We start from the raw sequence: 13,071 nt of genomic DNA, 5'->3' as shown, positions 1-13,071 counted from the left end.
CGCGGTTAGCGGCTCTTTAACCGCGTTCTGCTAGGGCCAGCGCCATGGAGAACCGCATTCGCATCCCGCTCGCCATCGGCGCCGCCGCGCTTGCCGCCGCATCGGGCACGGCCCTTTTCGCCCAGACCCGCAGCGCGCCTTATACGGTGGTGGAAACGGGCAAGAGCTATGGCAACCTGCAACAGGCGGTCGATGCCATCGGCGGGGGCAAGGGATCGATCTCCATCGCTCCCGGCCTCCATGCCGATTGCGCGGTGCAGACGGCGGGGAGCATTTCCTATCTTGCCGCAGAGCCGGGCAAGTCCGTGCTCGATGGCGTGACCTGCGAAGGCAAGGCCGCCTTGGTGCTGCGCGGCAAGAATGCCACCGTCACCGGCCTCGTCTTCCAGAACCTGCGCGTGCCCGATGGCAATGGCGCGGGCATCAGGCTGGAACAGGGCAACCTCACCATCGCGCAGAGCTGGTTCCGCGACAGCCAGCAGGGCATCCTGACCGGCGAAGCGCAGAACGGGCGGATCGTGATCGACAAATCCACCTTCACGCGCCTCGGCACCTGTGAAGGCGCGGGCGGATGCGCCCATTCGATCTATATCGGCGATTACGGCCAGTTGCGCGTCACCCGCAGCCGCTTCGAGCAAGGGCGCGGTGGCCATTACGTGAAATCGCGCGCGGCCCAGGTGCAGATCGCCTCCTGCAGCTTCGACGATACGGGCGGGCGCGGGACGAACTACATGATCGACCTGCCGGCCGGCGCCACCGGGCAGATCACCAATAATTGGTTCGTGCAGGGGACGGACAAGGAGAACCGCTCCGCCCTGATCGCCGTGGGCGCGGAAGATTTGCGGCATACGGCAGACGGGCTGCAGATTTCAGGCAACGATGCCCGCCTCGCCCCGCGCGCCCAGCCGACCGTGTTCGTGGCAGACTGGACCGGGCATCGCCTCAATATCGGCCAGAACAAGCTCGGGCAGGGGCTGACGCGCTTCGAGCGGCAGTGATTCGCCATCACGGTCAGTCATCCCGGACTTGTTCCGGGATCCCGCTTTCTTTTCACTATCGCAGCTGGCTTTGAAGCTGGACCCCGGAACAAGTCGGGATGACCAAATGGGGGCCTAAACCAGCAAATGCCCCGCCCCGTCGCGCTTGGTATCGAGATAACGCTGATTGTGCGGATTGGCGGGCAACTGGTGGGGCACGCGTTCGATTACGCGGACCCCGGCTGCTGAAAGCGCGGCCACCTTTTCCGGATTGTTCGTCATCAGCCGCACATTGGGCACGCCCAGCAGATCGAGCATGCGCGCCGCCGTGGCGAAGTCGCGCGCTTCTTCCGGGAAGCCCAGCCGCCGGTTCGCCTCCAGCGTATCGAAGCCCTGATCCTGCAGGCGATAGGCACGCAGCTTGTTGACCAGTCCGATCCCGCGCCCTTCCTGCCTGAGATAGAGCAGCACGCCCCAGCCGCCTGCCTGCGCCTCATGCGCCATGGCGTGAAGCGCGGCATCCAGCTGCGGCCCGCAATCGCATTTGAGGCTGCCGAGAATATCCCCGGTCAGGCATTCCGAATGGAGCCGCACCAGCGGCGGGCGGTCCGCATTCTGCTGGCCGATCACCAGCGCGACATGCTCGCGCAGATCGTCGGCGCTGCGGAAGGCGACGATTTCCGCATCCTCGCTGGCCGAAACCGGCAGACGGGCGCGCGTGGCGATAGAAAGGCGCTGCGCATCGGCCAGCGCGGCCACATCGGCAGGGGCAACCGGCTGGGCTTCCCCGGCATTTTCCGGGCCCACCAGAAAGGCGGGAAGAATGCCCGCGATCCGCGCCAGTTCGAGCGCGGCTGCGGCGGCCTCCCGCCAGCCGAGATGCTCGGCCAGGAAGGGGCCCTTCAGCGGTGCCGAAAGGTCCAGCGACGGGTCCGCGATCGGCAGGGCGGCGGCAAGGTCGAAAGGCTCGGCCCCGCGCATCAGCACCGGGGCATGCGGCTCTGCCGCCTCACGCTGGTTCGCCAGCTTCAGCGTGGCGGCGCGGGCAGCGGAAATCAGCATCAGGCGGGACGATGCCCCCGGCGCAATCGCAGTTTCCACGGGCAGCAGCACGGGGCCACCCTCCATCGCCAGCGGCCAGCCGTGGCGCAAGGCATCTACTGCCTGCGCGGCCCGGCGCGAAGGCGAGGGCTGCGTCAGAGCGCAAACTCCGTGATCAGCGGCACATGGTCGCTCGGCTTTTCCCAGTCGCGCGCATCTTCGCGCACCGAATGGGCCACGGCCTGCTTCGCCAGTTCGGGCGAGGCCCACATATGATCCAGCCGGCGGCCGCGATCATTGGCCTTCCAGTCCGGCGAGCGATAGCTCCACCAGCTGTAATAGCGTTCGGGCGCCTTGATCAGCTCCCGCCCGATATCCACCCAGCCATGGGCATCCTTGAAGCGTTGGAGCGTTTCGACCTCGATCGGCGTGTGGCTGACCACCTTTAGCAATTGCTTGTGGTTCCACACATCGCATTCGAGCGGGGCGACATTGAAATCGCCCACGATCAGGGTCGGCCGATCCACTTTGTCGGCCCAGCGGGTCATCCGTTCGAAGAAATCGAGCTTCTGTCCGAACTTGGGGTTGATCGTGCGATCCGGCTCATCTCCACCCGCCGGGATATAGACGTTTTCCAGCACCATACCTTGGCCGGGGCCCAGCAGCTCCACGCCTATATGCCGCGCCTCGCCATTATCCTGCCAGTCATGCCGCGAAAATTCGCGCAAGGGGATGCGGCTGACGGTGGCGACCCCGTGATAGCCCTTCTGCCCATGGATCGCGCGATAGGTATATCCCAGATCTTCGAACGCCTTGTGGGGGAAGCTGTCCTCGATCGTCTTGATCTCCTGCAGGCACAGCACGTCAGGTGCCTCCTCCTGCAGGAAGCGTTCGACGATCGGCATGCGCAGGCGCACCGAATTGATGTTCCAGGAAGCGATCTTGACCATGGCCGGGGAGATAGGGGGGATGGCTCGGGGCGGCAAGGGTGAGGGTGGAGCGACAGGTGTATCCCCGGCGGCCCAGCGCCTGGAACTTGGCGGCTCGTGTGCCTGACCGCAGGAAAACAAAAAAGAACCCCCGTCCCGGGGGCATTGGGACGAGGGTTCCGTTTGAGCGTTCGTCACGCTTGCAAGACGGCTTGCTTGGCGGAGGTCAGGGCAACAGGGGGGAAACCCTCCTCGCGCCGCCTTGTGAGATTGTTTTAGGCGAGCCCAGCTTGCTGCCTCCTGAACAGGTTCAAGCGGTTCATCGCAGGCAGGTTTCGGCTTGTTGCCGAACCGTTTAGCCGGGGCGACGAGTCGTTACGCGGGGGTCACGCCACTTGAACGTCGAGTCGGGAATCGCGAGCCCGTAGCGATGATCGGCCAGCCGCACAGTGGTGCGCTGATTCTGCGAATCGAGCGCCACCCAGCTGACCAGTTCCAGCCCGCCCGGCGCGCCCGGCTTCTTCACGAAAATCAGGGTGATGACGCCATATTCAGGCTTGCCCGGATCCTTCACCTCGATGCTGATCACATCGGGGCTGGAAGTGGGCTGTACCTTGCCGAATTTGGCCACGTCCCGCTTGGGATCGAGCAGGGCGCCGAGCGGCGAATTCTTGATCGGCCAGCGCTGCACCTGCGCCACATCATAGTCGATCATGGTCAGCGAACTGCCATTGCCGACGATCAGCAGATTGACGCCCTTTTCATATTCGAAGCGAATCCTGCCCGGCTGCTTGAGGCTGAGCACGCCCTTCACCCGTTGGCCGTTGCGGTCCGTCTGGATGAAATTTGCCTTGAGCGTGGAGATCGCGCGCAGCGCGCCCACCGCCTGATCGAGCCGCGCATCGGTAGCAGCGGTTGCGGGAATGGCGGGCGCCAGTGCCAGAGCAGGCACGGCGAGCGCCAGCGCACCGGCGATAACCGGGCGGATGGCGCTCTTCGAAAATGCAGAGATCATGTTCATGCCCGGCCTGTTAGCACGAAGGCTTGAACTGTGCGTGAATTCCGGAACGGGCCGGAATCCAGCTTACTTGATCTTGGCTTCCTTGAACTCGACATGCTTGCGAGCAACCGGATCGTACTTGCGGAAGCTGAACTTTTCGGTCGAGTTGCGCGGGTTCTTCTTGGTCACATAGAAGAAACCGGTGTCGGCGGTGGAGACCAGCCGGATCTTGACGGTTGCGGGCTTCGCCATGGCTCTATCCTAAATCTCTCTGATGGCCACAGCGGGCCAAAACAACAAAGCGGCGCGCGCAGCACCGCCTACAGGGGGCGGCCATTGCGTCAGAAGTGGCCGAAAGTCAAGCGGAGTGAGTCATCTACCAGTCCACCTTCCCGCGCCCGGCCTTAACGCTGCCGCGTTTCTTCTTGGACTGCAGCCGGGCCTCCTTGCCGATGCGATTGAGGCGGCTCTTGGCGCGTTTCTTGGGCTCGCGCTGGGCTTCCTCCAGCAGCTGGGTGAGTCGCGCGCGGGCATCGGCGCGGTTCATTTCCTGGGTGCGGTGATTGCGCGCGGCGATCACGATTTCACCCTTGGCGTTCATCCGGCTGCCCGCCAGTTCCTTCAGCCGGTGGAATACGGGCGGGGAAAGGCGCAGCGCAAAGACATTCACTCGCAGCTGGACGGCAGTAGCCACCTTGTTGACGTTCTGCCCGCCGGGGCCGGATGCGGCAATGAAGCTTTCTTCCGCCAGCGCCATGGCGCGGGGAATAAGATCGTCCTCAGTCATCGCCGCCGGTAAAGCCGAACACGGCAAAATCGGCCGGCAGCGGCGCGCTGGCGGAGATGGGTTCTTTTCCCTCCCGCTCCAGCATCAAGGCCGAGGCGTGCAGCATGGTGCGCTTCACGCGCGAATCGCGCTTGCCGTAAACCGGATCGCCCACCAGCGGGAAGCCGATACCCGATGCGGCGTGGACGCGAATCTGGTGCGTGCGCCCGGTCACGGGCTTGAACTCCACCAGCGTCACGCCGTTCTTCACCGCGATTCGCCGCCAGTGAGTGATGGCGGGCTTGCCCCTGCGCGCGGGGATCATGCGCCAGCCATCGGCCGCGCTGCTGATCTTGGAGAGAGACAGTTCCACCGTGCCTTCCTCTTCCGCCACTTCCCCGGCCAGAATGCCGAGATAGGTCTTTTCTACCCGCCGTTCCTCGAAGGCCAGCGAGAATCGCTTCAGCGCCTTGGGATTGCGGGCCAGCAGCAGGCAACCGGACGTATCCATATCCAGCCGGTGCGCAGGCGCGGGCGCGCGCTGGAAGCCCAGCCGCAGCTCGCCCAGATGATCCTCCAGCGATTCGCCCCCGGCGCGCGGCCGGTCGAGCGGAAGGCCGCCGGGCTTGTCGATCACCAGCGCTTCGGCATCTTCGAACAGGATGGGGAACTTGGTCATGCGTTAAATCCCGTTCGTGCTGAGCTTGCGAGGCGCCGCCTGACAGGCGTGCCTCGTGCGCATTCTTCGACAGGCTCAGGATGAACCGGTGTCGAAGCAAAAATCATGTGAGCGCCCCGGCGATTCGCCGCATGGCTTCGGCCAGTACTTCATCGTCGGCGGCAAAGCTGATGCGGAAGCCGTTCTTTCCGCCAAAGGCCGAGGCGGCGACTACCGCAACGCCGTGATCGAGCAAATGCATCGCCAGAGCCTCATCGTCGCCAAAACGGTCCATCAGCGGAGCCGCATCGATGAAGCAGTAAAAGGCGCCATCGGGCACCGGGGTCGACAGGCCGGGAATCGCGTTGATCGCGCCGACCACCCTATCCCGGCGCGCGCGGAAGCGCTCGCGCCAGTCCTGCAGGAAGTCCTGCGGACCTTCAAAGGCAGCGACAGCAGCGGCCTGGCTGATCGAGGCGGGATTGCCCGAGGAATGGGACTGGAGCCGCCCCATGGCCGAGATCAGCCATTCCGGGCCAGTCGCCACGCCGATGCGGAAACCGGTCATCGCGTGGCTTTTGGACACGCCCGATACGGTGCAGATACGGTCCGCCAGATCGGGGCAGAGATTGGCCAGCGTGGCATGGGGCTGGCCGGTATAGATCAGCGGCGAATAGATATCGTCCGACAGGACCAGCACCCGCGGATGGCGGCGCAGCACTTCGCCAATGCCCAGCAGCATTTCGGCCGGATAGACCGCGCCGGTGGGATTGCCGGGGCTGTTGAGCATCAGCCACTGGGTCTGCGGCGTGATCAGGGCCTCCACATCGCCCGGCGTGAAGCGGAAATTATTCTGCGCATGGGTGATCAGCGGCACCACGCGCCCGCCGGCAAAGCGGATGATCTGCGGATAGCTGACCCACCAGGGGGCAGGCACGATCACTTCCTCGCCCCCGCTGACCGTGGCCAGCAGGGCGTGAAAGATCGACTGCTTGCCGCCTGCGCTGACGATCACGTTCTTCGGATCGGCATCGATCCCCAGATCGCGTTTGAAGTGCAAGGCAGCAGCCTGTTTCAGCCGCATCGTGCCGGTGACGGGGGTATATTTCGTCTGCCCGGCATCCAGTGCGGCCTTGGCGGCATCGATCACATGGACGGGAGTGGGGAAATCGGGCTCTCCCACGGACAGAGAGATGATGTCCCGCCCCTGTTCGCGCAATTCGGTTGCCCGGTCGGTCATCGCGGTGGTGCGCGACGGTTCGATCCGCTGGAGCGCCTGCGAAATATGTGGCGAGACCATCAATCACTCCCCATCAATTACGTGGCCATCAATTGCGCGGCCATCAGTCCGCGCGTGGCATTGCCCAGCAGGAAGCCATCGGCCAGATCGGCCACGGTCAGCTCCGCCTCTTTCGCCTTGCCTGCCTCGATCAGATGGCGGCGCAGCACGCCCGGCAGCAGGCCCAGCCTGAGCGGCGGAGTCAGCAAGATTCCGTCCCGCTCCACAAAGATACTGGTGAAGCTGCCTTCGGTCAGCAGCCCGTCATCGCGCAGCAGCAATGCCTCATTCGCGCCGGCCTGCTTCGCGAGGTCGAAGGCCATTTCATAAAAGGCGCGGTCAGTGGATTTGTGGCGCAGGCGCCAGTCCCCGGTGACCACCGGCAGCGGCACCAGCGCGCAGCGCATCGGCCCGGCGGGCGGCGCGGGCATCGGCCCGGTTTCCAGCGTGGTCGCCCCGCTGCGCGCCAGCAGCAGGCGCAGCTTGGCGGGTTCTTCCAGTTCAAAGCACAGCGCCTGAATCTGGTTGCGCGCCGCATGGCGGTCAAAAGCGAAGCCCAGTTCGGCGGCGCTGGCCTTCAGCCGTTCCAGATGGAGTTCCAGCAGCGCAATGCCCTTTTCGGGATCGAAGCCCATCGTCTCGATCAGGTCGAACCCGGCGGCGGCCTGCCGCACGAAATCGGCCTTCACCAGACATTCACGCCATTCGGACATGGCAGTACTGTCAGCCACGATCGCCCCGCCCACGCCCATCACCGCCGTGCCGCGCCCGTTTTCTTCCGGCGTCAGGCGAATGGTGCGGATGGCCACGTTGAAGGCAGCGTCTCCATTGGCGTCGATCCGGCCGATGGCGCCACAATAGGGGCCGCGCACATCGCGCTCCGTCTCATCGATCAGTTCCATTGCGCGGATCTTGGGCGCGCCGGTGATCGAACCGCAAGGGAACAGCGCGCGGATCATGTCCATCGCGCCCAGCCCGGGCTGCAGCTGCGCGCAAACCGTAGTGGTCATGGTATGGACCGTGGGATAGGTTTCGACCTGGAAAGGCCGCTCCACCCGCACCGTGCCTGCCAGAGCCACGCGGCTGACATCGTTGCGCATCAGGTCCACGATCATCAGGTTTTCGGCCCGATCCTTCACCGAAGCGGCCAGTTCTTCGGCCAAAGCGGCATCCTCCGCCGCGTCACGCCCGCGCGGGCGAGTGCCCTTCATCGGCTTGCAGCGGGCGGCATCGCCCTTCAGGCTGAAGAACAGTTCCGGGCTGAACGACAGCAGCCAGTGCGACCCGTCGAAGATGACCCCGCCATAACCGGCATTGGCCGAGGGGCGAATCGCGGCATAGAGCGCCAGCGGATCGCCCCGCGTGGAGCCTGAAAGCTGCATGGTGAAATTGGCCTGATAGATATCGCCGGCCTGAATCGCGTCCTGCAGCCGATTGAACTGCTCGATATAGGCACCGGTGGAAATCTGCGGCTGCATCGGCCCGATGGAGGGCGGCGGGCCCTCCCCGGCATGTTCTGCCAGCCAGCGCGGCATATCCGCGGCAGGAATTATCTGCGGATCGCCGAACAGCGCCAGCCAGACCAGCGGCCCGCCTGCCCCGGTGCGCGCCTGTGCCAGCGGCATCAGCCGGGGCTCCAGCGCAAGGCCGGCCTCATAGGCTAAATATCCGGCAAGCGTTCCGCCCTGCTCGCGACGTGCGGCCTCGGCCGCTTCGAGCACGGCGGACACATCCTCCGGGCGGCGCGCGACAAAGATCGCGCGCGGGTTTTCGAACAATTGCGCGTCGCTCGCACCATGCTCGCGCGCGTCATCGAACAGGACAAAGGGTTGCCGCGTGGCCATGCGGCCCCGCTTTAGTAAGTTTCCCGCGCAAGTCGAGCGCTTGACCGCGCCCGAGTGCGGCAGCATCACCATAAGGACGCAATTCAGGGAGCCGGATACCCCATGGGAGACATCTTCATCGGCCTTGGCGCCAATGGCGAAAGGCAGGTCCTCAGCCTGAGGCGTGCCAACCGCCACGGGCTGATCGCGGGCGCGACCGGCACCGGCAAGACGGTGACCCTGCAAGGCATTGCCGAAAGCTTCTCGGCCGAAGGCGTCCCCGTCTTCGTGGCGGATGTGAAGGGCGACCTTGCCGGCATCTCCATGGCCGGATCGCCCACATTCAAGAACGCCGCCAGCCTGGAAGCTCGGGCGAAGGAACTGGGCATGGATGACTATGCCTATTCCGATAATCCCGCGATTTTCTGGGATCTTTATGGCGAACAGGGCCACCCGATCCGCACCACGATCAGCGAAATGGGGCCCCTGCTGCTGGCCCGCCTTATGGACCTCAACGAAACACAGGAAGGCGTGCTGAACATCGTGTTCCGCTATGCCGACGAACAGGGTCTGTTGCTGCTGGACCTTGAGGATCTGCAGGCGATGCTGGCCTATGCGGCGGAAAATGCCGGCACCCTTTCCGCGAAATATGGCAACATCACCAAGCCCAGCGTGGGCACGATCCAGCGCGCCCTGCTGACGCTCGACAGCCAGGGCGGGGCGCAGTTCTTCGGCGAACCAGCGCTGGAAATAAATGATTTCCTGAAAGTGGACGATCAGGGGCGCGGCTACATCAACGTGCTGGCCGCCGACAAATTGATGCGCAGCCCCAAGCTTTACGCCACCTTCCTGCTGTGGCTGCTGGCCGAATTGTTCGAATCGCTGCCCGAAGTGGGCGATCCGGAAAAGCCGAAGCTGGTGTTCTTCTTCGACGAGGCGCACCTGCTGTTCGACGATGCGCCCAAGGCCTTGCAGGACAAGATAGAACAGGTGGTGCGCCTGATCCGTTCCAAGGGCGTTGGCGTCTATTTCGTCACCCAGAACCCGATCGACATTCCCGAAGAAGTGGCCGGCCAGTTGGGCAACCGGGTGCAACACGCCCTGCGCGCCTTCACTCCGCGCGACCAGAAGGCGATCAGGGCCGCGGCCGAGACCTTCCGCATCAATCCCGATCTGGATGTGGCGCAGGCGATCACCGAACTGAAAGTGGGCGAGGCGCTGGTTTCCACCCTGATGGAAGATGGCGCCCCATCGGTGGTGCAACGCACGCTGGTGAAGCCGCCCCGCTCCCGCCTGGGCCCGGTGACTGAAAAGGAACGCGCGATCATCCGCTCGATCAGCCCGGTGGACGGGAAATATGACGAGCGGATCGACCGTGAGAGCGCGGAGGAAGTGCTGGCGCAAAAGGCCGCCGATGCCGCCGCCACCGCGCAGGAAGTCGCCGAAAAGGGCGAGGAGGAAGTGAACCGGCGGGAACGTACCAGCACCTCCATCTGGGGCACGATCTTCGGCAAGGCCACCAAGCGCGCGACCGGCGCCGTGGCCGGATCGGCGGCCAGCATCGCCGCCGCGACCATGACGGGCCGCAAATCCCGCGCCGATCCGATGAAAACCGGCGTGACCGCAGCGGCCGGCTCTATCGCCACGGATCTGGCCGGGCCGCTCGCGGGGCGTTTCGTGCGCAATCTGATTGGCGGGCTGATGCGGTGAGACAACGCAGGTTCGCCGTAACTGTCTACATCCGCTCAGCCTGAGCGGGAGTGGTTCATTTGTGATATGTCCTTCGTCGATCCCTCACGCCATTTACTGAAAGTTACGGTTGAAATCGCATTCCTTTTGCGGTGAGGCAGAAGGCGTTCCCCCTCCACGTCGGAAAGGCCCCTCATGCGCGCCAGATTGCTTGCCGCTTCATTCCTCGTTTCCGCCCTTGCCTGCGCGGCCCAGCCTGCCATGGCTCAGGACAAGCCGGAGGATGTGGCGGCAGTAGAGGCGCTGGGCCCGGTGCCTGCCGGGCGGCTGAGCGATGCGGTTGTGCCTTCGGCCTATCGGCTGGACCTGACGATCGATCCGGCAAGCGACAGCTATTCGGGCCGCAGTTCGATCGACGTCACGATCGCACGGCCTGCCACCTATATCGATCTGCATGGCCTTGGCCTCGTCATGAGTTCCGCCACGGCGACCATCGGCGGCAAGACCTATCAGGGCCGCTGGACCCAGCTGGACGAAACGGGCGTTGGCCGGCTGGTATTTGCCGAGCAGCTTCCGGCGGGCAAGGCCGTGCTGGACTTCGCCTATAGCCACCCGTTCAATGAAGGGCCCGCAGGCATCTTCCGCACCAAGGTAGGCGATCAGTGGTTCGCCTGGACCCAGTTCGAATCGATCGACGCGCGGCAGGCCTTCCCCTCTTTCGACGAGCCGGGCTTCAAGGTGCCCTTCACCACCACGCTGCGCACGCCGCGCGGGCTGGTGGCCGTAACCAACACGCCGGAGGTTTCCACAACCACCGAGGGCGAGTGGGACGTGCATCATTATGCCACCACCAAGCCGCTGCCGACCTATCTGGTGGCCTTCATGGTGGGGCCCTTCAGCGTGGCGGAAGGCACTATTCCCGCCACGCCCGAACGGCCCGCCCCGCTGGCCCAGCGGATCATCACCACGCCGCAGAATGCCGGACAGAGCGCCTTCCCGCTGGATGCCACGGCGCGGATCGTGCCGCTGCTGGAAGGCTATTTCGGCATTCCCTATCCCTTCGAGAAGCTGGACCAGATCACCTCGCCGATCATGCCCGGCGCGATGGAGAATGCGGGCGCCGTGCTCTATGCCGATCGCATCATCATGCTGGATGAAGGCGCGCCCGTTTCCGCCAAGCGCGTGGCGGGCATGGTGATGGCGCATGAACTGGGCCACCAATGGTTCGGTGATCTGGTGACGCCCGCCTGGTGGGACGATCTCTGGCTGAACGAGAGCTTCGCGAACTGGGTGGGCTATTACATCGCCGACAAATGGCGGCCGGACCTGCGCGTTTGGGAAGGCGCGCTGGGCGAAGGGTTCGAGGCGATGGACACCGATGCGCTGGTGGCGGGCCGCCCGATCCGCGAGCCGATCCTGGCCAATGGCCAGATCGATGCCGCCTTTGACAGCATCACTTATGGCAAGGGCGGCCATGTCATCGCGATGTTCGCCGCCTTCATGGGCGAGGAGAAATTCCGCGCGGGCGTTCACCGGCACCTTTCCGGCCATGCCTTCGGCAATGCCACGGGCGACGATTTCTTCGGTGCGCTGGCCGAGGCGGCAGGCGATCCGCGCATCGTTCCGGCGATGAAGAGCTTTGTGGAACAACAGGGCGTGCCGCTCGTCACGGTCCGGGGCTCGGACGGCAATTACAAGGTCAACCAGACCCGCTATGTCCGCTTCGGCAGCCGGGGGCCGGATGTCGAATGGCAGGTTCCGCTGTGCATGCGGCGCGTAGGCCCGGCAGCGCAGGAGGGGCAGGACCGCGAGTGTCAGCTTCTGGCGGGAGACAGCATGCCCTTCACCCTGCAGGGCGAAGGGGCGCTGCTGCCCAATGCCGGGGGCACGGGCTATTACCGCTTCGAACTGCCCGCTGCGGAATGGGACAGGCTGATCGCCACTGCCGACAGGCTGAAAGGCGGCGAGGCGCAGGCCGTGGCCGACAGCCTGCGGGCAAGCTTCCTGGCCGGGCGCGCGCAGCCCGCGCAGCTGATCGCCCTCACCCGCAAGCTTGCCGCCAATCCCGATTCCTATGCCTATGCCGAAGCCGGTTCCACGCTTGGCCTGCTCGACATGGGCGGGATGCTGGAAGGCAAGTCCGAAACCGCCTTCCGCAAGCTGGTGAGCCGGCTTTACGGCAAGCAGCTGAAGAACATGGGCTTCGATCCCCGGCGCGGCGCCTATGCCGGGGCCGATCCCGAAGAAAGCGAGATGCGCGACCGGCTGGTTTCCCGCATGGCCTTCCAGGCCCATGATGCCGGTGTCCGCTCGGTGCTGCTCAAGGCCGCGCTGGAATATCTCGGCGGCGATCAGAATGCGCTCGACCAGGCCTTCCTGTCCGACGGGCTCAATATCTATATCGAACAGGGCGATCTGGCGCGAGTGAAGGAACTGGCGAACCGCGCGCTCGATTCGCAAGACCCGGTGTTCCGCCCGGCGGCGCTGGGCGCGCTGGCGCAGAAGGGCGATCGCAAGATCGCGCAATGGCTGCTCACCGAATTCAACGACCCGCGCCTGCGCCCCACGGAGCGGCTGCGCCTGATCGGCAATGTGCTGCGCCATGAACAGACGCGCGATTTCGGCGCAGACTGGCTGCACACCAATTACAGCAAGCTGGTGGCCCAGATGGGCGGCATCTTCGTCACCCAGTCGCTACCCGGAATGCTCTCGGGCTTCTGCTCGGCCAAGCGGGCGACGGAATTCGAGGGCCAGTTCAACGATCTGGTCGCCGGAACCCCGGCGCAGCTGCCCTTCGCCCGGACGATGGAGGAAGTGCGCGATTGCGATGCGCTGGTGGCAGCGCGCGGCGCGGCGGCGCGCAAGGCAGTGCTGACCGCCAAGTAACGCCGGCGGCTTTCCCCCGCGTG

Annotated in this window: 11 protein-coding genes; 3 read left to right on the top strand and 8 right to left on the bottom strand. The window is 64.9% G+C overall.

Annotated features, from left to right (window positions below; all coding sequences use genetic code 11):
- The first annotated feature begins 44 nt into the window (after positions 1-44).
- Entirely contained in the window at positions 45-998 is a 954-nt protein-coding gene (locus H0274_RS09755) for a right-handed parallel beta-helix repeat-containing protein (protein WP_226795109.1), read from the top strand.
- Positions 999-1,112: 114 nt separating this feature from the next.
- Here H0274_RS09755 and ribA read toward each other — a convergent pair whose 3' ends face one another.
- From ribA to pabB, 8 genes are all read right to left on the bottom strand, one after another.
- A complete protein-coding gene (gene ribA, locus H0274_RS09750) occupies positions 1,113-2,105 on the bottom strand; it encodes a GTP cyclohydrolase II (RefSeq protein ID WP_226795107.1) in 993 nt (330 codons plus the stop codon).
- A 68-nt stretch (positions 2,106-2,173) separates the two neighbouring features.
- Entirely contained in the window at positions 2,174-2,968 is a 795-nt protein-coding gene (xth, locus tag H0274_RS09745) for an exodeoxyribonuclease III (protein WP_226795105.1), read from the bottom strand.
- Between the two features lie 334 nt (positions 2,969-3,302).
- A complete protein-coding gene (locus tag H0274_RS09740; protein WP_226795103.1) occupies positions 3,303-3,968 on the bottom strand; it encodes a LolA family protein in 666 nt (221 codons plus the stop codon).
- A gap of 63 nt (positions 3,969-4,031) precedes the next feature.
- A complete protein-coding gene (rpmG, locus tag H0274_RS09735) occupies positions 4,032-4,199 on the bottom strand; it encodes a 50S ribosomal protein L33 (protein ID WP_226795101.1) in 168 nt (55 codons plus the stop codon).
- A 124-nt stretch (positions 4,200-4,323) separates the two neighbouring features.
- Positions 4,324-4,734, bottom strand: a complete 411-nt coding sequence (gene arfB / locus H0274_RS09730; protein WP_226795099.1) for an alternative ribosome rescue aminoacyl-tRNA hydrolase ArfB — start codon at positions 4,732-4,734, stop codon at positions 4,324-4,326.
- Positions 4,727-5,392, bottom strand: coding sequence for an RluA family pseudouridine synthase (locus H0274_RS09725; protein WP_226795097.1), 666 nt, complete (start codon positions 5,390-5,392; stop codon positions 4,727-4,729). Before H0274_RS09725 ends, arfB begins: the two co-directional genes overlap by 8 nt.
- A 103-nt stretch (positions 5,393-5,495) precedes the next feature.
- Positions 5,496-6,671 (bottom strand): pyridoxal phosphate-dependent aminotransferase, encoded by a 1,176-nt coding sequence (locus tag H0274_RS09720; protein ID WP_226795095.1) that lies wholly within the window; start codon positions 6,669-6,671, stop codon positions 5,496-5,498.
- Between the two features lie 17 nt (positions 6,672-6,688).
- A complete protein-coding gene (gene pabB / locus H0274_RS09715; protein ID WP_226795092.1) occupies positions 6,689-8,494 on the bottom strand; it encodes an aminodeoxychorismate synthase component I in 1,806 nt (601 codons plus the stop codon).
- Positions 8,495-8,596: 102 nt separating this feature from the next.
- On the opposite strand from pabB, the gene H0274_RS09710 reads away from it, so the two are divergent.
- Together H0274_RS09710 and H0274_RS09705 are read left to right on the top strand one after the other, a co-directional pair.
- On the top strand, positions 8,597-10,183 hold the full coding sequence (locus tag H0274_RS09710) for a helicase HerA-like domain-containing protein (RefSeq protein ID WP_226795090.1): 1,587 nt from the start codon (positions 8,597-8,599) through the stop codon (positions 10,181-10,183).
- Positions 10,184-10,357: 174 nt separating this feature from the next.
- Positions 10,358-13,048, top strand: a complete 2,691-nt coding sequence (locus H0274_RS09705) for a M1 family metallopeptidase (RefSeq protein ID WP_226795088.1) — start codon at positions 10,358-10,360, stop codon at positions 13,046-13,048.
- Positions 13,049-13,071 lie beyond the last annotated feature (23 nt).

It is taken from the genome of Fulverythrobacter ferritrahens (assembly GCF_020539485.1).
Taxonomy (GTDB): domain Bacteria; phylum Pseudomonadota; class Alphaproteobacteria; order Sphingomonadales; family Sphingomonadaceae; genus Andeanibacterium; species Andeanibacterium ferritrahens.
This window is presented reverse-complemented; position numbering and strand designations above follow the sequence as displayed.

Excerpts from the sequence above, each read along its gene's own strand:
- H0274_RS09755 (WP_226795109.1), top strand. The coding sequence starts at position 45 with ATGGAGAACCGCATTCGCATCCCGCTCGCCATCGGCGCCGCCGCGCTT.
- ribA (WP_226795107.1), bottom strand. The coding sequence starts at position 2,105 with ATGGAGGGTGGCCCCGTGCTGCTGCCCGTGGAAACTGCGATTGCGCCG.
- xth (WP_226795105.1), bottom strand. The coding sequence starts at position 2,968 with ATGGTCAAGATCGCTTCCTGGAACATCAATTCGGTGCGCCTGCGCATG.
- H0274_RS09740 (WP_226795103.1), bottom strand. The coding sequence starts at position 3,968 with ATGAACATGATCTCTGCATTTTCGAAGAGCGCCATCCGCCCGGTTATC.
- rpmG (WP_226795101.1), bottom strand. The coding sequence starts at position 4,199 with ATGGCGAAGCCCGCAACCGTCAAGATCCGGCTGGTCTCCACCGCCGAC.
- arfB (WP_226795099.1), bottom strand. The coding sequence starts at position 4,734 with ATGACTGAGGACGATCTTATTCCCCGCGCCATGGCGCTGGCGGAAGAA.
- H0274_RS09725 (WP_226795097.1), bottom strand. The coding sequence starts at position 5,392 with ATGACCAAGTTCCCCATCCTGTTCGAAGATGCCGAAGCGCTGGTGATC.
- H0274_RS09720 (WP_226795095.1), bottom strand. The coding sequence starts at position 6,671 with ATGGTCTCGCCACATATTTCGCAGGCGCTCCAGCGGATCGAACCGTCG.
- pabB (WP_226795092.1), bottom strand. The coding sequence starts at position 8,494 with ATGGCCACGCGGCAACCCTTTGTCCTGTTCGATGACGCGCGCGAGCAT.
- H0274_RS09710 (WP_226795090.1), top strand. The coding sequence starts at position 8,597 with ATGGGAGACATCTTCATCGGCCTTGGCGCCAATGGCGAAAGGCAGGTC.
- H0274_RS09705 (WP_226795088.1), top strand. The coding sequence starts at position 10,358 with ATGCGCGCCAGATTGCTTGCCGCTTCATTCCTCGTTTCCGCCCTTGCC.